Below are 20,110 nucleotides of genomic sequence, written 5' to 3' on the forward strand. Positions count from 1 at the left end.
CTCACACGGTTCCCGCATGTGAGGGCGTGATGCTCACTTGCCGGATAGGTGGAGCTCGCCGGACCAGGTCTCACAGCGGACACGGCCGGAGCCGAAGGTGATCGCGACTGCCTGCCGCCCGCTGTCCGGGTCACCTTTTTCGCTGACTGCCAGTACTGTCTCGTCGAGGTGATCCGCGAACGGCGTCTCGCCGCTGATCGGAGCCACCTCGACGCGACCTGAATCCGCCATGTCGTATCCCGCGAAGGGGGGCGACGTCTCCACTATCAGGCACCAGTCCGATCCGGTCGTGACGTGCGTGGCCACCGCCTCGCTGTCGATCAGCCACACGTCCAGCGGGCCGGACGGAGCCTCCGCGCCGTACAGATGCCACGAAGCCACTACTTGCTTAAGACGCCGCCCGACCAGGTGATCAGGACACACTCCGCCCCCGTGCAACGGGCACTCGCTCACCCTCTTCAACTCCACCCGAGGACCGTACCGTCAGGAAAAACGCCAGCGCACGCCCATATGCGGGACAAGCTTTAGCAGCACGGTCTCCTCGACGCTTTCGCCCAACCATGGCTTGAGAGGCGAGTGGCGGCGGTGGACGCTTGTCCAGCATAGCGCCGGGTTCGACGGCGCCGATATCGCGTGCCTGTGGTGCCGGGGAGGTCGCCACCGCCGTGCTCAGGTTCGTCTTCGGCAGCGGGAGATGATCGTCGGCGTGACCAGAGCTGAGGCGTCCGGTGCGGGACGAGGTCGATTGACCGACATTGACCGGGACGCACGACGGCCGGGTGGCCGGCTGCCAGGATCATCCCAGCCGGGGGTCCACGCAGCATGGGGAGGAAAGATGAAAGCGATCAGACGTGTCGGCATCGGCGTGGGCGCTCTCGTGATGGGCCTGGCCGCGGCGGCTGGAACGACGGCGGCCCACGCCCAAAGCCCGGCGGCCGCGTCGGTCACCGCGGTACCTGGCGCTCTCGCCGCATCGGCCCCGGCGGCACCTGCCGCTCCCGCCGCCTACCCGACCACCCCTGTCGATGTCACGTACGGGGCCACATACGTCCGTGGCACTCTCACCTGGTACTACAGGTCGGTCGGCTTCACGGGGACGTGGCGGGCCATCCCCAGCAGCGGCTGCCGAAGGGTGTGGGTGATGACGTACGATTCCGCCGGCCACTCGTTGGGTGTCAGGAGCACCAGTACCCTGTGCGACGGGGTGAAGCCCTTCGAGTTGACGATCCCAGCTGATGTACCTGGTGGGGCTACGAGGGTCGTGGTCTGTCTTGACGACGTGAATGCCCAGCCGCTCAAGTGCCAGGGGTACCCCCATCCCTGATCAGCCACCCAACCGCTCTCCCGCGGGGTTCATCCGCGGAGAGCGGTTCGACCCGGCGCCGAAATCGAAGGTGTTCGAGCTGGGGACTTGCGCTGTTGTCCCGGCTTTCGCGATGCCCCTGAGTACGGGCGGCCACGGCTGGGCGCCTGCTCATGGGTCGCGCCGTTCGCCCCAGGCCTCAGGATGACCGGGTCCCGCTGCGGTCGTGCTGGGCTTCCTCGGACAGCAGCGTGCCCAGCGCGGCGGCCTCGGGGGTGCCGAGCTCGCCGAACAGTTCCAGGGCCCGTTGCCAAGAGGCGCGGGCCGCGTCCGGCTGGGCCAGCAGCCGGTGGCAGTGGCCGGTCTCCTCCAGGGCCCGCGCCTGCTGGTACCGGTCGCCCAGTTCCGCGGCATGGTCGGCGGCCAGCCGGTGACATTCCAACGCCTGCCGGGCCTGCGCAGCCCCGCTGGAAACCCGCAGTGTGGTGCCCAGTTCGTTGAGCAGCGTCACTTCGGCGTTGCGGTGGCCGATCTCCCGGACCACCTCAAGCGCCTGGTGGATGGCGGTCAGAGCCGCCGGGTAGCGCCCGGTGTGCCGTTCGATGGAGCCGATGCTGCCCAGCACGTTGGCCTCGCTGACCCGATCGCCCACCGTCCGCGCGACGGTCAGGATCTCCTGGTTCATGGCCAGAATCTCGGCGCCGGTCTCGAACGTCTCCGCGAAGCGGCCCAGCGGCTCATACAGCACCCCGTGCGCACCCAGCCGTTCCCGCCCGCCGTGCGACGCGGCCAGCTCCCGGGCGATGGCCAGTGCCGCCGTGTAGTGATGGCGGGCCTCTGGGTATCGGCCTTGGTGCTGAAGCACTTCGCCGAGGTTGCCCAGTGCCCAGCCCTCGCCAGCCCGGTCGCCCAGTGTGCGGAACCCCCTCAGCGCCTGTCGGAAGCTGGCCTCGGCCCGAGGGAAGCGGCCCAACCGCCAGTGCACCGCGCCGAGTCGGGCCAGCGCGACGGCCCGGGTGGCGGGGTCCGGGTCCTGGGCGGCCAGGCCGTGCAGCGCCTCGGCCTGGCGATAGTGGCCGGCGGTGTCGAGGTACCGGGCAAGCAGCCCGGAGAGCACCCCTGCGTGACCGGCGCCGACCCCTTGCGCGCCGCCTCGCTGCGCGCCACTCCGTTCGGCCGCGGCTACGGCGGCGGCGAGCAGGCCGTCCCGTTCGCTGTCCATCCATGCCGCGGCCGCCCGTCGATCGGGCAGCGGGGGCAGGTCTGAACCACCGGGACCAGGCGCCGGACGGCGGTGGCGCTCGTAGGGCGCCAGAACGGCCATCGCCCGCGCAGCGGCGTGCCGGTGGTAGGCCAACAGCCGGTCGAACGAGGCCCTTCGGGTCCGCGCCGGTTCCTCGTCGTGGGCACGGGCCGTCGCGTAGACGCGTACCAGGTCGTGGAACTCGTATCGCCCGGGTGTCGGTTGGCGCAGGAGGTGGGCGGCGTGCAGGGCGGCAAGCCCGGCCGCGGCAGCCGACCGGTCGGTCCCGGTGAGCGCGGCGGCGGTCCAGGAGTCCACATCGGGGCCCGGGTGGCAGGCCAGCAGCCGGAACAGCCGCCGGCAGTCGGGCGCGAGGCTCTCGTAGGAGAGCCGGAGCGCCAGCTCGACGCTGTCCTCGCACCGCAGCCGGGCCCGCTGCCCGGTGAGGAGTTCCAGGTGGTCGGCGAGGGTCCAGCCGAACCGGTCCCGGATCCGCCCGGCCACTACCCCGAGCGCCAGCGGCAGGTGGCCGACCGAGCCGGCGATCAGCGCGGCGGTCACCGGGTCGGCATCCACACGCTCCGCGCCCGCGGTCCTGCGCAGCAGGTCCAGCGACTCGCGAGGGCTGAACACCTCAAGCGGCAGCCGCCCGGCGCCGGTCAGTCCGGTCAGCCGATGGCGGCTGGTGACCAGGGTCCGGCAGCCCTCGCCGAGCAGCAGCGGCGCCACCTGCGCCGCCGATCCCGCGTCGTCCAGCACCACCAGGGTGCGCAGCCGGGCCGCCCGGCGGCGGAACTCCCGTACGCAGCCGCCCGCGTCCAGCAGCCGGATGCGGTCGGCGGACATCCCCAGCCGCCGCAGGAACCCTTCGAGCACTGCCTCCGGGGCGGCGGGCGGCAGGTCGGGAGTGTGCCCGCGGAGGTTGACCCAGAGCACCGCGCCGAACCGTTCGCGCCGCAGCAGCAGGTGAACGGCACGCACGGCCAGGGTGGTCTTACCGATCCCCGCCATGCCCTCCACGACCGTCACACGCGGGGCCACGCTCGGTGCCAGCAACGCGGCCAACTCGGCCTCGCGGCCGGTGAACGCCGGGAGGTCGTCGGGCGGCGCACCCGCCACCGTGGCCACCCCGGCGTCAGCCGACCCGCCGACCACCCGCGCGTAGGCCGCCCGCCACCGGGCGGCTCCCCCGACCATCAGTGCCTCGGCCACGTCGGCCAGCAAGTCCGCGTCGAGCCGTCGGCGGCCCGGCTGGAAGCACCGGTGCACGGTGTCGAAGGCGGGCACCTCGGGCACCCGGCGATCGGCTCGGGCGCGGCAGACCCGCCGGTGCACCTCGCGCTCCGACACACCTGCCCAGGCGCGTAACTCCCGCAACCGGGACACCAGGTCATCCACCGTCCTGGCGCCATCCGGCTGCGGCAGCGCGCCGTTGTCGCCGTCGCGTGCGGAGGACGTCATCCGCTCCCCTCGCAGACCCGCCCGATGCCAGCGGTCACCTACCCGCGGAACGCCCCCGCCACTCCGGGCACGACCAAGCCGCCGCCGGTGGCCCTCCTCTACAGCCACCAGCGGCACCTCATCCAGCGATCGGTTCGGGCAGCCGGTGGAGTTGTGGCGGCACAGGGAGCCCCGAGGCAGAGGCCGCTGAGGTTGCCTCTGTCGTCGGCGACACTGCTGCCGATACGGCTCTCGTATCCGGGTCCATGGCCCTGGCCGTTCTGGTCGGACCAGAAGCAGATGAAGCCGACGGGACAGTCACGATAGGCGGCGGCGCCGACGTCGTCACCGAAGCCGGCGGCCTGGCCGGGGGCAAGGGACAGAGGGACGCCCGCCGGAGCGGATTGCGTCGCTGACGCCGCCGGGGCGACCTTCGGCGTGGAAACCGCCGACGTGGCAGTCAGGAGCGCGCCAAGAGCGCCGCGATCACAATCACCACGGGCGCCAGGAGTCGTGAGAGAAAGCGCAAGATGTTCCCTCCTCAGGCGATCAGCCTGTGAACAGCATCGTCACGCCCCGCCCCGCCCCGCCCGTCGCCCGGCTTCCCAGTCAAGGTCAGTCCGCGTCGGTGACCCCGAAGCGACCTTCGTGCAGCAGGCTGACCCACTGGACCCCATGCGGCTACGTCAGGGACTTCCTCGTCCCGTCCCGCCTCCCTCACCTTGCCGCCGAGCAGCGGCGGATTCGCGTCGAGGTGGTGTTGTGCGTCCTTTGCCAGTCGGTAAGTCTTTCGTGTTTGCGGCGGCGGTGCGGCATCACCAGGCCGGTGCCCGGGTAGCCGCCGTCGGCGGTGGTCGTGGTGTTGCCGACGGCGCCTACCTGAACTGCGGAATGGCGGTGCCCCACCACAAGCGCCCCGGACGGGCCCCGCTCAAGCGGGAGGAGGACGACAACTCCGCCCACCGCAAGGTCCGCGCCCGGGTAGAGCATGTGACCGGCCGGATGAAGAACGAGAAGATCCTCCGCGACTGCCGACATCACGGCAACGGGCTCCACCACGCGGTCGAGGCCGTCGCCCACTGCACAACCCCGCCCTCGCATCATGAGCGGAAAACCGCACCCACCGGCCCTGACCTGCCTGGACGCAGCCGTATGCAACACGCTTTAGGTGCGCGTCGTCGCGCGTCGTCGATATCTGCCGGGGGAGAGGCCGAAGTGGCGTTTGAACGCGGTGGCGAAGGCGAACTCGGAGGTGTAGCCGACACGGGCAGCCACGGCGTCCAGCGGACTGGCCGGGTCGGCTCCGAGCAACTGAGCCGCAAGGTTCATCCGCCACCACGTCAGGTACGTCAACGGCGGCTGCCTGACGAGGGCGGTGAAGCGGCGGGAGAGCGTAGCGCGGGACATCCGTGCCCTGTCGGCCAGTTCCTGCACGGTCCAGGGGTGGGCGGGGTCGTCGTGTATGGCGTTCAGGGCGGCGCTGAGGCCGCGGTCCGCGAGGGCCGCGCCCCAACTGGCGGCCGTACTTGTGTCCTGTCTTTCCTCGAACCAGACGCGCAGACTGCACAGGAGCAGCATGTCGAGGAGGACCGCCACGAGCGCGTCCGTGCCCGGCCGTCGCCTGCTGTCGAGTTCGGCGCCCAGCATGTCCACCGCTGCCCGTAGCTCGGGGTGGCGGCCCAGGCGGGCGGGGATGTGAATCGTCGCGGGCAGTTCGCGCAGCAGGGGGTGCAACGGGTGCGGGGCGAGCCGGTAGCCGCCGCACAGGGTGACGGCGTGGGGCTGGCGGCCGGAGTCGTGCGCGGGCGGATCCGGACTGTCGCCCCGGCCCACCGGGCACCGGGTCGCCGGGACGTCCCCCGGGCGCTCGACCAGCGGTGTGTCCGCGCTGTCGGCCAGGGCGTATCCGTTGCCGTGCGGAGAGAACACCAAGTCGCCGGGGTCCAGCCGGACCGGAGCGACGGCGTCCTCGATGAGCCAGCACGAGCCCTGGAGCACGACGAGGAAACCGGCGGTGCCGGGCTGATCCGCGAACCGCCGGCCCCAGGGCGCATACCACTCGACTCGCTCGCCATCCGGGCGCCCGACCCGGAGGGCGGAGATCACGTCACTGAGGATGTCCACCTTCGACCTGCATGCTCTCGACATCGCTTGCCGAGCCAGATGATACGTACACACATGAATCTGCGACAGTCACGCATTCATTGTCTCGTCACCGCTTCCTAGGCTCATCCATGTGAGGCCGGGGGCAAGGAAGGGGAGCGACTGGTGACGGGTGTACGAGGCGACGGATCGTCGGCGGTGCGACAGTGGGTCGGCGTGAACGCGCACGCGCTGAGGGAGGCCGATCCGGAAGCGGCACTCACCGACCTCCGACCCCTGGAGGCGATGCTGGCCGACGCGGCGATCGTGGGGATCGGCGAGACGACCCGCGCGGGTCACGAGGTGACGGTGCTCGGACACCGGGTCCTGCGCGTCCTGGTGGAGCACCTGGGATTCCGCGTGCTCGCCTTCCAGGACGACGAGTCGGTGGTCGCGGCTCTGGACGGCTACGTCCGGACCGGTACCGGAGACCCGCTGACCGCCTTGAGGGAGTTGTGGGTGCCCTGGCGCACACGGGAGATGCTCGCTGTCGTCGAGTGGGCCCGGTCGTTCAACCAGCGGCATCCCCGCGATCCGCTGCGGCTGGTCGGGCTGCAGCCTCCCGCTGCGCGGCCGGCCGACTACCGGGCCGTCCTCGACCAGGTGGCCCGGGCGGGCGGCGGGGAGGCGTACGGCGAGGTTCGCCTCCACTACGACACCATCGTGACCGCCCATGAGGTGCCCGAGCACGTGCAGCGGAGCCGTGGCACCCACCCCGGGCGGCGCTTCGCCGACCACGCGCAGGACGCCTTCCGGCTCGTCGCAGCCCTTCCCGGCGCCGCCGAACGGCCCGATGCGCTGGAGAAGGCCCGGCTCATCGTGGACTTCCACACCGCCGGTTTCGCCGGAGGCGGCTACGACTACGCCGCCGTCCGGCGCCGGTCGGTGGCGGAGATGACCAGGCTGGCGCAGGACGACGGGGTCAAGGTCGCGTACTGGGAGGGCATTTCGTTCACCGCGAACGCAGCCCGTCTGGAACCCGTCGTACCGCTGGAGAGCTTCCGGAGCGTCGGCAACGAGCTGCGACGGCGACTCGGCAGCCGCTACTTCTCGCTCCTCATCGCCTTCGGGCAGGGCGACGTGAGCCGACTCCATCCCGGACAGCACGTGCCGCCGCCGGCGGCCGACTCGGCCGACGCCGTCCTGACCGCGGCCGGCCCCGACCGCTACCTGCTCGACCTGCGCATGCCGCAGCCGGAACCGGTCGCCGCATGGCTGCGTGGGCCGCACCGGCTGCGGGGCATAGGCGGGCTCTACGACGCGGCGGCCGACCAGGACCACTACCTGACGACGGGCCCGCTCGACGAGTGGTTCGACGCCGTGGTGCACGTACGCACCATCACGCCGACGAACCTGCTGTCCCACCGGCCCCGATGACACGCAACACCCACGACCAGGAGCGCACCATGCACACGACCGTGGCCGTCGTCGGCGGCGGATACGGAGGCATCACCGTCGCCAAGACGCTCGACGCCTTCACCGACGTGATCCTCATCGACCCCCGTGACGCCTTCGTCCACCACATCGCCGCACTGCGAAGTCTGGTGGATCCGCGATGGACGGACCGGATGTTCTTCCCCTACGACAACCTGCTCAGCCGGGGCACGTTCCTCCAGGACGAGGCGACCCGCGTGGACGCGTCGTCCGTCCTCCTGGCCTCCGGGAACCGGATCGAAGCCGACCACATCGTCTTGGCCACCGGATCGGCCTACCCCTTCCCGGCCAAGCCCCACAGCACCGCCGGCGACACCGCCGTACGCGCCTACCGCACCACCCACCACGACGTCGAAGCCGCCGACGCCATCCTCCTGCTCGGCGCCGGCCCCGTGGGCCTCGAACTGGCGGGAGAACTCGCCTCGGCATGGCCACAGAAGACGATCACGATCGTCGCTCCCGACCACCCGATCGTCCCGGGTGACTATCCGGATCTGTTCCGGAACGAGTTGCACCGCCAACTCGACGCCCTGGGCGTCCGCGTCATCCTCGGTGACCGCCTGCGCGAGCGGCCCCCTTCGGAACCCGGCGAGGCGAAGACGTTCACCGTCGCCCTGGAGTCGGGCGAACGTCTCACGGCCGACATCTGGTTTCGCTGCTACGGAGGCCCGCCGGCCACCGACTACCTGGGCGACGACCTGCTCGCCGCGCGCGGGCCTGACGGCCGGCTCGCCGTCACCTCCGACCTGCGGCTGCCGGGCCTGCCCCGCGTCTTCGCCCTCGGAGACATCATCGCGACCCCCGAGGCGAAGCAGGCCAGCGCCGCCATCGACCACGCCGGGGTCATCGCGGCCAATATCCGTACGCTCATCGACGGCGGCGGCACGCTCACCGCGTACCGCCCCGGCCCGCCCGGCATCGTCCTCCCCCTCGGACCCACCGGCGGGGCGACCTACGCACCCGGCTGGGAGGAGCACGTGGGTCCGGAGATCGCGGCCCACGTCAGGAAACGCGCGGTGGACAAGGGATACGACCTGATCCACGCGGACATCCTCGATGCCGAGACGACCGCCGAACTCAAGGGCGCCGACCTGATGGTGGACGACTTCGCCCGGCTCTTCGACCAGCCATGACACGGAGTCCCTGCCGCTCCCCGGTCGGTATCAGACGGCCGGCCCCGCGCGGTAGATCCGGGTCTGCTCGGCGACCCGGGTGCCGAGGTGCTCAGCGGTGAGCAGATCGGACTTGGACATCGCCTCCGCGCCCTCGTCGACGTTGGACTGGGCAGCGGCGCCCAGCCATACGCCGAGCCGGTTCAGGTCGTCTTCCGACCCGGTGCTGGAGTTCCATCCGCCCGGCATGCCGAGGCTGATCCAGTGCATGCCGTGCTGGGCCGCCAGGAGGGCCATGCCCTGCAGGACGTGCAGCTTGTCGCCGTTCTTGGACCCGGAATTGACGAAGCCGGCGGCGATCTTGTCCTTCCAGCGCAGCGTGGTCCACCGCGCCACCGAGTCACGGCCGAACGTGGCGAACTCGGGGGCCGCCGCTCCCATGTGGACGGGCGAGCCGAAGACGATCGCGTCGGCGGCGTCGAGCAAGTCCCACTGGCCGTCGGTGATATCGGCCACCGGGAGCAACTCTGCCCGGACGCCCTCGACCAGCCCCGCCCCGTCCCGTACGGACTCGGCCAGCCGCGCCGTGTGCCCGTGTCCGCTGTGGTACGCCACAACGATCAGTGTCGTCGGCGCAGGCGTGTCGATCATGGTTGCTCTCTTTCGTTGCGTGGGTCTCGTTGTGCGAGCGACGCACACCAGCCTGGGCGCGAACCCGGGTGGGGCGGACCGGTCGTTGGAGCGGGTTCGGCCAGCCGAAGGAGCAGGCGCCCTCCCCCTCCGGGGAGAGCTAGCGTGGGAGGCATGGCAAAGGAGTCGTGGCCGGCCGCCTTGGAAGCGGCGCTCAGCATCCTGCGGGCACCGCTTGAGCGGGTCCTGCCGCGGGTATCGGACGTCCTGGACGGCATCGTGCCCCATGACGGGCTGGTCCTGCTCACCGGCGACTGCGTCCTGATGTCCCCGCTGCGCACTCACGGACTCGACGACGTCACCGCCACCGAGAGGGGACGCCTGGCGGGGCTGGTGGGGATCGACCGGCCGTGGTTCGGGGAGCTCCCGCTGGGCGGTGTGCAGCGCAAGGTCCTGGTGGTGACCTCCCCGGCGGCCGAGCCCGCGGGGGAGTCTCCGAGGGGGCTGCTGGCGATCGTGCTGTCCGGCCCGGACGAGCCCCCGCCCACCGCGCAGGTGACCGTCCAACACCTCGTCGACCTGGCCATTTCGCGTATCTCGGACCAGGTCTCAGGCGTCGAGCCCGTACAGTCCGCTCCGCCCGGGACGGCCATGGCCGACCTGACCGACGCCTACGCCGCCACCCTCACCGGGCTCCTGGGCGTGCTGCGCGCCGGCCGGCTGGACGACTCCGCCGCCCGCCGCGCCGCGATCGACCTCGCCGTACCGGCCCTGATCGAAATCCGTACCGGAGGCGAGCGCGACACCCGCGAGCAGAGCGCGGGGGAGGCTTTCGCCATCCTGGCGGACAAGCTCGCCCTGCTGACCCGCCACGACGACATCACCCTCGACCTCGCCGCGCCCGCCGAGCCGGGACGCCGGCTGCCGGGCGAGGTCGCCGCCGCCGCGCGCGCCATCGTGCGGGGGGCGGTGCTGGCCCTGCTCGACGAGGGCGGGCACACCCGTATCAGAGTCGCCTGGGAGACCGCGGACGAGGACCTGTGCGTCACCGTGCGCGACGACGGGCCCGGCACGATCCCGTCCGATTCGCCGGCGGTACACCGGCTGCGCGAGCGGGCGTCCGGGCTGGGCGGTGCCGTTGTCCTCGACGCCGTACCGGGCTGGGGCACCACGATCACCGTGTCGCTCCCGCTGGTAGCGCCTGCGACCCGGCCCGGCGGGACGCTGGAAGTGCTCAACCCCAGGGAACACGACGTCCTGGAGCAACTCGTCCACGGGCACCGCAACCGCGTCATCGCCGGCAACCTCAACATCAGCGAGCACACGGTCAAGTTCCACGTGGCCAACATCCTGGCCAAGCTCGGCGTGGCCTCGCGGGGCGAGGCGGCCGCCCTGGCACGTGACCGCCTCCCTACGGCGTCCCTGCCCCGCCGCCGCCCGGCCTGATCACGCTCGGACCGGGCGCTCTCGCCCCGGGCGGGCGCACCGGTCAACCGAGGCTGCGCTGCGCGTGATGCACCACCTCCCACAACGCGCCGGCGACGGCGACCTCCGTGCCGGCGAGGCCGACGCAGGTGGCCGTCTCTCCGTCACACGGCCTACGCCGGAGGGGACGCGGCCAGCGCGCCGGCCGTACCCGGCGCCACCCTCCGCCGACCGGACAGCTACCGCTCTCACTCCTTGACCGCTCCGGCGTTGGCCCCACGGATGAAGTGGCGCTGGAAGAAGAAGAACAGCACCGCGACCGGCACCGTCGACAGCACCGCCGCCGCGAGCTTCAGCGGGAACTGGCTGCCGCCGCCGAGGCCACCGGAGACGAACCTCGCCAGGCCCGTGGTCAGCGTCTCGTACTGCTCGGACTGCGTGGCGACCAGGAAGTGGGTGAACTCGTTCCAGGAGCCCTGGAAGGACAGGATCGTCAGCGTGATCAGCGCGGGTCTTGCCATGGGCAGCACCACCGACCAGAACGTGCGCAGCACCCCCGCCCCGTCGATCCGCGCCGCTTCCTCCAGTTCGCGCGGCAGGGTCTCGAAGAACTGCTTCATGATGAAGATCCCGGCCGCGTCCACCAGCAGCGGCACCACCATCCCGGAGTAGGTGTCGAACATGCCGAAGCTGTTGAGGACGAGGAACCTGGGAATCAGCAGGACGACCCCGGGCACCGCCATCACGGCCAGGACGAAGCCGGCGAGCACCGCTCGGCCGGGGAACCGCAGCCGGGCCAGCGCGTAGCCGGCCATGGAGTCGAACAGCACCCGCCCCGCCGTTATCAGCACGGTGACGAGCGCGGAGTTCGCCAGCCAGCGCGGGAACGGCACGCTGTCCGCCGTCCCGCCCAGGCCGAACAGCCGCTCGTAGGTGACCGTCGTCGGCGTCGACGGCCACAGCGCCAGCGGGTCGGCGGCCGCGTCCGCCTCGGTCTTGAAACTGTTGGAGATCTGCAGCAGGAAGGGCAGCAGATACAGCAGCGCCAGGCCCGCGACCAGCGCGTAGCCGAACAGACGCGCGGGCCGCGGGAACCGGGGCAGGACCGGCCGCTCGTCCCGGGGGTCGCCTGCCGGGCGCCGCCGGCCGAGCAGGCGGGTGCCGAGACGCAGGCGACGTACGGACCTGCCGCGAGCAGCGCGCTTCACGGCCATGGTGCGGCCGTCTTCCGCGGCGCGGGACGTGGTGTCGGTGGAGATCATGCGCGGCTCCTCTGTGAGATGCCCCGCCGCCCTCGGTTCCAGAGCCGGTCCCGGCCGGGGCCGCGTTCGCGCAGCAGTCGGCGCTGCAGCGCGACGAGCGTCAGGATGATCGCGAAGAGGAGGAAGGCGACCGCCGCGCCCTGCCCGTAGTCGGCGCTGTCGAAGGCCGAGCTGTACGACAGGAAGGCCGGCGTCAGCGTGGTGTTGGCGGGGGAGCCCTGCCCCATGACGTACACCATGTCGAAGACCTGCCAGCTGCCGATCAGCGCCAGGGTGAGTACCAGGAACACCACCGGGCGGATCGACGGAAGGATCACGTGCCACAACATCCGGCGACGGCCCACGCCGTCGAGCGCCGCGGCCTCCTCCAGCTCGCGCGGGATGTTCTGCAGGGCGGCCAGGAAGATCAGCATGAAGGTGCCGGAGGTGGTCCAGGTCGCCATCAGCACCAGTGTGAGCAGCGCCACCGAAGGACCGGCGAGCCACTCGGTCAGCGGCAGCCCGAGGAAGTCGTGCGCCGCCAGGGACGCGCTGGGATCGTCGGGGTCGACCAGGCCGAGCCCGCCGAGCAGCACCCAGATCACGCCCCGCGGGTCGTTCAGCCAGTTCGGTCCCTCGACGCCGACCCGGGAGAGCAGGTTGTTGACCGCCCCGCTGCCCTGGAAGAGGAAGAGGAACACCGTGGCCACGGCGATCGAGCTGGTGACGGACGGGAAGTAGAACGTGGTGCGCGCGAGCCCGCGGCCCTTCAGCAGCCGCTGGTTGACGACCAGGGCGAGAAGCAGACCCGTCGAGGTGGCGAGCGGCACGGCGAGCAGGACGTAGTACGCGTTGTTCCGCAGCGAGGTCGCGAAGAGCGTGCGGTCCAGGCCGTCCTGCGTGAGCAGCGCCCGGTAGTTGTCCAGGCCGACGAAGTCCGCCTCGCCACCGGTGAAGGGGTTGGACTGGCCGTTCCAGTCGAGCAGCGACACCCACATCGCCATGAACACGGGCAGCGCCAGGAACAGCCCGAGGACAACCACCATGGGGCTGACGAACAGCCAGCCCCAGACGCTCTCGTGGCCGCGGAAGGTGGCCCTGCGCCTCACTTGGCGCTCTCTTCTATCACCGGCTCTCCGTTGCGCTGCAGGTCGGCGAGGATCGTCGCCGGGTCCGCGCCCTTCAGGCCGAGCAGCTCGCTGTTGAGCTGGGCGAGTACCTTGTCCATGCCCTGGACGGTCACCGGTCCCTGCATGCCCTCGCCGGCAGGGGTCCAGGGCTCGCGGTCGGGGTGGTCGCCGAAGTACGTCTCCGCCGCGCTCTCCCGGGCCGGGATGGCGCCGAAGCCCTCGCCCATGGCGGCCTGTTGCTCCGGCGCGGCGAGGTGCCGCACGAGATCCACGGCGGCGGCGCGGTGCGCGCTGTCCTGTGCCACGCCCCAGCAGGTACTGAAGGCGAGGTCGCCGCTGCCCGCGGGACCGTCGGGCAGCTCGACGAGCCGGTAATCGGTATCCGGGTAGTCGTGCTCCATCTGGCCGGCGAACCAACTGCCCTCGATGGTCATGGCGGCCTTGCCCTGGCCGAAGGCCTCACCGGCGTTCAGCGCGTCGACGTCCTTCGCGTACTTCCACCAGCCGTCCTGCAGTCCGCGCTTGACGAATCCCAGTGCCTCGGCGTTCTCCGGGGAGTCGGCCGTCATCTCCGTCTGCTCGACGTCGGTGATCCACCCGCCTGCCTGCTTCATGAACGCACCGAGGCGCTGGTACTCCTCGCTGGTCACCAGCCCGGTGACGTCGCCGTCCGTGAGCTTCTTCGCCACGCTCTCCAACTCGGCCCAGCTTGCGGGGTAGTCCGCCTCGGTGAGGCCGGCCGCCTTCCACAGCTTCGGGTTCACGGCCAGGGCCAGGGAGCTGGCGTCCTTGGGCACGCAGGTCAGATCGCCGTCGTACGAGAACGACTGTCGCAGCGCCTCGGGGAAGTCCTCGGCGTTCTCGACCTGGTCGCCGTAGGGGAAGAGGGAGCCGCCGGAGGCGTAGTTGGCGAACTGGTCGGAGGCGACGTAGAAGACGTCGGGCGGGTTGCCGCCGGCGAAGGCCTGGCCGAGCTGCTGGTTCATGTCCTTCGCCGCCTGCACGCGGACGTCGTTGCCGGAGGACTTCTCGTAGCCGGCGACCGCCTTCTCCACGGCGCTGGTCTCGGCCGCGCCGGAGGAGGCGATGAGGACCGTGAGTTCTTGCTTGCCGCCGTCGTCCTGCTCGGTGTCGTCGTCTTCGAAGCCGGAGGAACAGCCGGTGACGACGAGGAGGCTGAGGCCGCCGGCGAGTACGGCCAGAGAGGTGCGGTTTCTCATGGGGAGTCCTTCGGGTTGCGGCTCGGGACAGGGGGAGGGGTGCGGTGTTCGGATGCGGCGCGGGGGAGAGGGCTCGTAGGGGACGGCTCAGTGGTGCGGGCGCGGCCCGGACCCCGTGGGGGCCGCGGAGTCACGGACGACGAACGAGGGCGGCAGCAGCAGCCGTTCGGGCGCGCGGCCGGGGTCGGCCATACGGGCCAGCAGCAGCCGGACGCACTCCCGGCCCGCGGCGTCCAGCGGCTGCGTGACGCTGGCCAGCGCCGGCGTGAGCAGCGGTGCCGCGGGGGTGTCGTCGAACCCGGTGACGGCCACGTCGGCGCCCGGGGCGAGGCCGCGGTCGGCGAGCGCCCGGTAGCAGCCGACGGCGAGAGTGTCACTGGCCGCAACGATGGCGGTGGCGCCGGCGTCGAGAAGCGGACCCACGGCGGCCCGGGCGGCCTCCACGTCGTCCTCGCTCTCCGCCCGCCGGCCGCGTACCGGCAGCCCGTGGCGCTGCATGGCGCGCTTCCACCCCGTGGCCCGCTCGTCGCCCGTCCCGGAGCCGCGCGGCCAGCCGAGGAAGGCGATCCGCACGTGGCCGAGGCCGACGAGGTGGTCGACCACGGCGTCGGTGCCGGCGGCGTTGTCGACGTCGACCCAGTCGCCGACCTTCCGGCCCGACCACATCCGGCCGAAGGCGGCGAACGGTACGCCGCGCCCGGCGAGCCACGCCTGCCGGGGGTCGCCGTGCGCGGTGCCGCTGAGTACGAAGCCGTCGACGTTGTGGGTGTCCAGCAGTTCCTGGTACGCCTCCAGCAGCCCGGGCCCGGTGGGGGCGGCGAACAGCAGGATGCGATGGCCGGCCTCGTCCGCGGTCTGCGAGAGCGCGTGCAGAAAGTGATCGAGCACCGGGGTCGCGGTGCCGGGCGGCACGGGCTGGATGCCGTAGCCGAGGAGCTTGCTGGAGCGGGTGCGCAGGGTCTGTGCCGCGCGGTGCGGGCGGTAGCCGAGGGCGTCGATGGCCTGACGCACGCGCTCCAGCGTGTCGGGGCGGAGCAGCTCGGGCGCGTTGAGGGCGTTGGAGACGGTCTGCGGGGAGACCCCGGCGCGGGCGGCGACCATCGCCAGCGTCACGTTCCCCGCCGCGCCTGCCCGCTGGGGCGCTCCTGCCCGTTGCCCTGACGGCTGTGCCATCGCTGTCCCTCCTGCGCCGTGCTCCCGGTGCCAGTCCGCGGAACTCCGTGAAAGTCCTTGAAGATCCACGAGTTGGAGCGATCCAAAAGGATTGTGATCCATCTGAACTGCACTTACAGTCCTTGGAACGCTCCAATGCCCCAGAGATTGGTCCTCACCCGAGATGAGTGTCAAGACCCCGGAGGGGACCGGCGCCGAATCGGTCTCCCACGCGGGATTGCAGCCCTTCCTGCACGACCGCTGCGTCACGCTGCACGCGCCGGCCTTCGCCGTCTCCCGGCCCGACGGGCAGATGTGCGACGGCGCGGACGGCTTCTACCACGGTGAACGCCGCGCTCTGGCACAGCTGTCGGTCTCCGCCGACCGCGTGCCCGTCGCCCCCGTCTCGGGCGGGCTGGAGGGCGCGGACCGGGCGCTGTTCCGTACCGTGCTGCGCGGAGTCGCCGAGACCACCGCCGACCCCGCCGTCGTACTGGAGCGGCGGCGCGCCGTCGCACCGGGCCGGCTGACCGAGTCGCTGCGGGTGCGCAACTCCGGCGGGATCCCGGCCCTGATACGGCTGACCGTGGGCGCGGGCACCGATCTGGCGGCCATGGAGCAGGTCAAGGCGGGCCGGCCACCCGGCCCGGTCGCGGCGGCCATCGACGTCGCCACCGGCACCACGCTCGTCTGGGGCGACGCCACCGTCACCGTACGGCTGGCCGCCGTCCCCGCGCCCACGGGTATCGAGGCGGGTGCCTCGGGCGGCCGGTTGCACTTCGAGGTGGCGCTGCCCCCCGGCGACTGTTGGGAAGCCGACCTCGTGTGCACCGCCGAGGATGCGGAGGGCGAGCCGTTCCCCGCCGCGGCCCTCGGCCGCCCACCCTGGCGCACGCCCGAAGTACGCAGCGCCGACCGCCGACTCGACGCCTGGCTCGACCAGTCCCACGCCGACCTCGAACGCCTCCTGCTGGCCGACCCCCGGCGCCCCGACGACCTGTTCCTCGCGGCCGGGGCCCCCTGGTTCGCCACGCTCTTCGGCCGCGACTCGCTGTGGGCCGCGCGGATGCTGCTGCCGCTCGGCACCCGGCTCGCCGCGAGCACGCTGCGGATCCTGGCCCGCCGCCAGGGGGCCGTCACCGACCCGGCCACCCAGGAGCAGCCGGGCAAGATCCTGCACGAGGTACGCCGCGTCGGCCTCCGCCTTCCCAGCAGGTCCTCGTCGCTGCCGCCGGTCTACTACGGCACGGTCGACGCCACCCCTTTGTGGGTGACCCTGCTGCACGACGCCTGGCGCTGGGGCTTGGACCCGGCCGAGGTCGAGGCGCTGCTGCCGCACGCCGAGCGCGCCCTGACCTGGATGAGCGAGTACGGCGACGCCGACGGCGACGGCTTCCTGGAGTACGTCGACACCACCGGCGCGGGCCTGGCCAACCAGGGCTGGAAGGACTCCGGAGACGGCATCCGGTTCCGCGACGGCCGGCTCGCGGAGCCGCCGATCGCCCTGTGCGAGGTGCAGAGTTACGCGTACGAGGCCGCCCGGGGCGGCGCCGCGCTGCTGCGCGCCTTCGGCCGGCCGGGCGCGGAGCGCTGGGAGGAATGGGCGGAGCGCCTGAAGTCCCGGTTCCGCGAGGCATTCTGGGTCGAGGACGCACGCGGTCGGTATCCGGCCGTCGCGCTGGACCGCGACAAGCGCCCCGTCGACTCGGTGACGTCCGGCTTCGGGCATCTGCTGGGCACCGGCCTGCTGGATCCGGAGGAGAGCGCCCTGCTGGCCAGGCGGCTGGCCGAGGGCGACCTCGACTCGGGCTTCGGGCTGCGCACGCTCAGCAGCGACTCCGGCGGCTACAACCCGCTCGGCTACCACATCGGCTCGGTCTGGCCGCACGACACCGCCATCGCCGTGCACGGCCTCGCTCGCGCCGGCTTCCCGGAGCCCGCGGCGGCCTTGGCCACCGGCCTGCTCCGCGCCGCCGGCGACTTCGACGCCCGGCTGCCGGAACTGTTCGCCGGCTACGGCACGGACCAGGGCAGCCGTCCCGCCCCGTACCCGGCAGCGTGCCGCCCGCAGGCGTGGGCGGCTGCGTCCGGGGTGCTGGTACTGCAGTCGCTGCTGGGCCTCGCTCCCGATGTCCCGAACGGCACCCTGACGGTCTCCCCGCAGGTCCCCGGCGCCCTCCTCCCTCTCCGCGCAGCGGGCCTCGAACTCGGCGGCGCCCCCCTGGAGATCGCGCTATCCGCCGACGGCATCCCGACAATCCACGCGCCTGCGGGCATCACGGTCCGGACCACGGGATGAACCGGCGCACACCGGATCTCCGCCGCGCCGCGACGACGCAGGACCGCATGAGGAGGAGCCTTCTCACAGGTACGGAATGAGGATCTGTGCGTACTCCAGCCGACATGCTGGAATGGGTCACCGTGAAGCCAATGGATCTCCCGTCGGTCGATGAGTCCGGCCTTCCGCTCGCGATGGAGCGGAATCTCGCCGAGCACGCCTGCCACCTGCACCGCAACATGAAGGGCGCGTCCGTCACCGAGACCGGCGACCTGGTGATCGCCGACAGCGGTCTCGCCGACGACACCTTCAACATCGTCGCGGCGGCCCGCTTCGCCCCGGACACCGCACCGACCCGCGCCGCGGAGGTGGCCCGGACCTTGGCCGCCACCGGCCGCCCCTTCTCCTGGTGGGTGGGCCCCGCCTCCACACCGGGCAATCTTGCCCAGCACCTCGAGGCCGTCGGCCTGGAGGCGTCGGAAACCGAGACGGGCATGTGGAAGGACCTGCGCGGTCCTCTCCCCGAGGTGCACCCCGACGGCCTGGAGATCCGCCCGGCGACCACTGCGGAGCAGCTCGCCGACTACGCCACGGTCCTCGCTGCGAACTGGAGCCCGCCCGCGGCCACGGTGCGCCGGTTCTTCGCCGCCGCCGACTCGGCGCTCACCGCCGACTGCCCCGCCCGCTACCTGGTCGGCTACGTCGACGGCCGCCCCGTCTGTTCGGCCGAGGTGTTCCTCCACGCGGGCGTCGCCGGGATCTACAACATCGCCACGCTCGTCACCGAACGCCGCCGTGGCTATGGCGGCGCCATCACCGTGGCGACCCTGCGCACCGCCCGCGCCGCGGGCTACGAGACCGCGGTGCTGCAGGCATCCGCCGACGGAGAACCCGTCTACCGCCGCCTCGGTTTCGCCGCCTGTGGCCACTTCACCGAGTACGCCATCACCGCCTGACCAGTCACAGCAACCGCCCGCTCCTCATCAGCGGGCAGGTCTGCCGCCCGCCGGCCCTCCCCTCACCCGCCGATCACGGGACAGCGTCGGCTGCCGTGAGGCCGAGTGTCTCGCGCTCGCGGTGCACGTCCGCGACGAACTCCTCCACCTGCCGGTCGACCTCGTGCGGGGGGAGGGAGTGCTCGGCCGCCAGCAGCTCCCCGACCCGGTCCGCGACGGAGGCGGCGGCCTGGGAGTCGAGGATCCGTGCCGGGATGCGGCGCTGCAGTACGTCCGTCACGGTCCGGGCCATCTCGTGGCGGATCGCGTAGACCGCTTCCGCCCAGAGGTAGGGGAGGCTCGGAGTCATCGGCTCGGCGAGAGAGGGAGTCGCCGCGATCAGGTCCTCGACGAATCGGGCTTCCGTGCCGTACCGGCCGCTCAGGTGGCCGAAGCGACCGCCGGTCGCCTCGACCGCCTCGGCATCGAAGTCGGCACCGCCGACCAGGGGCAGGGCGGCGGTGCGGCAGGTGCGGCGGGTGCCGAGGAGCCCGCAGACCTTGTCGGTCGCGATCTGGGCCATGGTGCGCGCCACCGTCAGTTTGCCGCCTGCGACAGTGACCACGCCGTCCTGCACGGTGACTTCGTGTTCGCGGCTGAGTTCGGAGGTGTCGCCGTCGCCGGTGTCGATGAGCGGGCGCAGACCTGCCCACGTGCTGGTGATGTCCTCGACCGTGATCTCCGTGCTGAGCGCGGCGTTCAGGGATTCCAGCAGGGTTCGGGCCTCGGCTCGGGTGCAGCGCGGGTCGTCGAGGTCGTCGGTGTACGGCGAGTCGGTCGTCCCGACGTAGCAGTGGTCTCCCCAGCGCACCACGAATCCCTTGCCGCCCTTGCCGCGCGCTCCCCCGAGCATCGGGAAGGTGAGCGTGGACTGGCTGCGCACCTTGTCCCAGGGAACGACCACATGGACCCCCTTGGCGGGGCGGATCTGGTGGCGGTGGTCCGCGTCGGCCAGGGTGCTGACGGCGTCGCTCCACACGCCTGCGGCGTTGACGACGACCTTCGCCCGTACCCGGAGGTCCTCGCTCGTCCCGTCGGCTCCCGTCGCGCGGACGGTGGCGATGTGCCGGCCCGGGGACGACTCGAGAGCGACGACTTCGGCCCGGTTCGCGACGTGGGCCCCCAGCAGGGCGGCGGTGCGCGCGACGGCGAGGGTCAGCCGGGCGTCGTCGGTCCGGCAGTCGAAGTACAGCAGGCCGCCCAGCAGTCCTTCCGGGCGCAGAGTGGGGCACTGGGCGAGCACCTGCTCGCGGGAGATCCGGCGGTGGCGCCGGCCGATCCGCCAGCCGCCCAGCGCGTCGTAGGCGACGAGGCCCGCACGGAGGGTGCGGGCGACGGCAGGGCTGAACACGCCCTCGGTGCGGT

General features: G+C 72.0%; 14 protein-coding genes and 1 pseudogene. 6 read left to right on the forward strand and 9 right to left on the reverse strand.

Going from position 1 to position 20,110, the window contains the following annotated elements:
* Window positions 1-33 precede the first annotated feature (33 nt).
* Both ABGA99_RS12105 and ABGA99_RS12110 read right to left on the reverse strand, forming a co-directional pair.
* The gene (locus ABGA99_RS12105) at window positions 34-468 is read right to left on the reverse strand and encodes a hypothetical protein (protein ID WP_347577653.1); all 435 of its coding nucleotides are present in this window, start codon (window positions 466-468) and stop codon (window positions 34-36) included.
* 1,034 nt (window positions 469-1,502) lie between these two features.
* Window positions 1,503-4,007: a tetratricopeptide repeat protein gene (locus tag ABGA99_RS12110; RefSeq protein WP_347577652.1), complete on the reverse strand. Its 2,505-nt coding sequence runs from the start codon at window positions 4,005-4,007 to the stop codon at window positions 1,503-1,505.
* 840 nt (window positions 4,008-4,847) lie between these two features.
* Here ABGA99_RS12110 and ABGA99_RS12115 point away from each other — a divergent pair.
* Window positions 4,848-5,092, forward strand: a pseudogene (locus ABGA99_RS12115) (IS5/IS1182 family transposase); the annotation flags it as partial.
* 58 nt (window positions 5,093-5,150) lie between these two features.
* On the opposite strand, the gene ABGA99_RS12120 reads toward ABGA99_RS12115, so the two are convergent.
* Entirely contained in the window at window positions 5,151-6,134 is a 984-nt protein-coding gene (locus ABGA99_RS12120) for an AraC family transcriptional regulator (protein WP_347577651.1), read from the reverse strand.
* 153 nt (window positions 6,135-6,287) lie between these two features.
* On the opposite strand from ABGA99_RS12120, the gene ABGA99_RS12125 reads away from it, so the two are divergent.
* Both ABGA99_RS12125 and ABGA99_RS12130 read left to right on the forward strand, forming a co-directional pair.
* Complete coding sequence (locus ABGA99_RS12125) at window positions 6,288-7,505, forward strand: erythromycin esterase family protein (RefSeq protein WP_347582623.1); 1,218 nt, start codon at window positions 6,288-6,290, stop codon at window positions 7,503-7,505.
* Between the two features lie 29 nt (window positions 7,506-7,534).
* Window positions 7,535-8,695, forward strand: coding sequence for an FAD-dependent oxidoreductase (locus ABGA99_RS12130; protein ID WP_347577649.1), 1,161 nt, complete (start codon window positions 7,535-7,537; stop codon window positions 8,693-8,695).
* Window positions 8,696-8,725: 30 nt separating this feature from the next.
* Here ABGA99_RS12130 and ABGA99_RS12135 read toward each other — a convergent pair whose 3' ends face one another.
* Complete coding sequence (locus tag ABGA99_RS12135; protein WP_347577648.1) at window positions 8,726-9,325, reverse strand: flavodoxin family protein; 600 nt, start codon at window positions 9,323-9,325, stop codon at window positions 8,726-8,728.
* A gap of 153 nt (window positions 9,326-9,478) precedes the next feature.
* Between ABGA99_RS12135 and ABGA99_RS12140 the strand changes: the two genes are divergently transcribed.
* Entirely contained in the window at window positions 9,479-10,750 is a 1,272-nt protein-coding gene (locus tag ABGA99_RS12140; RefSeq protein WP_347577647.1) for a LuxR C-terminal-related transcriptional regulator, read from the forward strand.
* Window positions 10,751-10,977: 227 nt separating this feature from the next.
* On the opposite strand, the gene ABGA99_RS12145 is transcribed toward ABGA99_RS12140, so the two are convergent.
* From ABGA99_RS12145 to ABGA99_RS12160, 4 genes are all read right to left on the reverse strand, one after another.
* Entirely contained in the window at window positions 10,978-11,991 is a 1,014-nt protein-coding gene (locus ABGA99_RS12145; RefSeq protein WP_347577646.1) for a carbohydrate ABC transporter permease, read from the reverse strand.
* Window positions 11,988-13,079: a sugar ABC transporter permease gene (locus ABGA99_RS12150; RefSeq protein ID WP_347577645.1), complete on the reverse strand. Its 1,092-nt coding sequence runs from the start codon at window positions 13,077-13,079 to the stop codon at window positions 11,988-11,990. Before ABGA99_RS12150 ends, ABGA99_RS12145 begins: the two co-directional genes overlap by 4 nt.
* On the reverse strand, window positions 13,076-14,320 hold the full coding sequence (locus tag ABGA99_RS12155; protein ID WP_347577644.1) for an extracellular solute-binding protein: 1,245 nt from the start codon (window positions 14,318-14,320) through the stop codon (window positions 13,076-13,078). Before ABGA99_RS12155 ends, ABGA99_RS12150 begins: the two co-directional genes overlap by 4 nt.
* Window positions 14,321-14,407: 87 nt before the next feature.
* Window positions 14,408-15,493: a LacI family DNA-binding transcriptional regulator gene (locus tag ABGA99_RS12160; RefSeq protein WP_347577643.1), complete on the reverse strand. Its 1,086-nt coding sequence runs from the start codon at window positions 15,491-15,493 to the stop codon at window positions 14,408-14,410.
* Window positions 15,494-15,656: 163 nt separating this feature from the next.
* Between ABGA99_RS12160 and ABGA99_RS12165 the strand changes: the two genes are divergently transcribed.
* Window positions 15,657-17,771, forward strand: coding sequence for a glycogen debranching N-terminal domain-containing protein (locus ABGA99_RS12165; protein WP_347577642.1), 2,115 nt, complete (start codon window positions 15,657-15,659; stop codon window positions 17,769-17,771).
* A 173-nt stretch (window positions 17,772-17,944) separates the two neighbouring features.
* Window positions 17,945-18,706, forward strand: coding sequence for a GNAT family N-acetyltransferase (locus tag ABGA99_RS12170; protein ID WP_347577780.1), 762 nt, complete (start codon window positions 17,945-17,947; stop codon window positions 18,704-18,706).
* Between the two features lie 73 nt (window positions 18,707-18,779).
* Here ABGA99_RS12170 and ABGA99_RS12175 read toward each other — a convergent pair whose 3' ends face one another.
* Window positions 18,780-20,096, reverse strand: coding sequence for a glycerol-3-phosphate dehydrogenase/oxidase (locus ABGA99_RS12175; RefSeq protein WP_347577641.1), 1,317 nt, complete (start codon window positions 20,094-20,096; stop codon window positions 18,780-18,782).
* Between the last annotated feature and the right edge of the window lie 14 nt (window positions 20,097-20,110).

Source organism: Streptomyces sp. B5E4, from assembly GCF_039871555.1.
Lineage (GTDB): Bacteria > Actinomycetota > Actinomycetes > Streptomycetales > Streptomycetaceae > Streptomyces.

What these genes read in the sequence shown, in the direction of transcription:
- ABGA99_RS12165 (WP_347577642.1), top strand. Translation starts at nt 15,657, where the DNA reads ATGAGTGTCAAGACCCCGGAGGGGACCGGCGCCGAATCGGTCTCCCAC.
- ABGA99_RS12120 (WP_347577651.1), bottom strand. Translation starts at nt 6,134, where the DNA reads ATGTCGAGAGCATGCAGGTCGAAGGTGGACATCCTCAGTGACGTGATC.
- ABGA99_RS12145 (WP_347577646.1), bottom strand. Translation starts at nt 11,991, where the DNA reads ATGATCTCCACCGACACCACGTCCCGCGCCGCGGAAGACGGCCGCACC.
- ABGA99_RS12110 (WP_347577652.1), bottom strand. Translation starts at nt 4,007, where the DNA reads ATGACGTCCTCCGCACGCGACGGCGACAACGGCGCGCTGCCGCAGCCG.
- ABGA99_RS12140 (WP_347577647.1), top strand. Translation starts at nt 9,479, where the DNA reads ATGGCAAAGGAGTCGTGGCCGGCCGCCTTGGAAGCGGCGCTCAGCATC.
- ABGA99_RS12170 (WP_347577780.1), top strand. Translation starts at nt 17,945, where the DNA reads ATGGAGCGGAATCTCGCCGAGCACGCCTGCCACCTGCACCGCAACATG.
- ABGA99_RS12135 (WP_347577648.1), bottom strand. Translation starts at nt 9,325, where the DNA reads ATGATCGACACGCCTGCGCCGACGACACTGATCGTTGTGGCGTACCAC.
- ABGA99_RS12155 (WP_347577644.1), bottom strand. Translation starts at nt 14,320, where the DNA reads ATGAGAAACCGCACCTCTCTGGCCGTACTCGCCGGCGGCCTCAGCCTC.
- ABGA99_RS12130 (WP_347577649.1), top strand. Translation starts at nt 7,535, where the DNA reads ATGCACACGACCGTGGCCGTCGTCGGCGGCGGATACGGAGGCATCACC.
- ABGA99_RS12160 (WP_347577643.1), bottom strand. Translation starts at nt 15,493, where the DNA reads ATGGCACAGCCGTCAGGGCAACGGGCAGGAGCGCCCCAGCGGGCAGGC.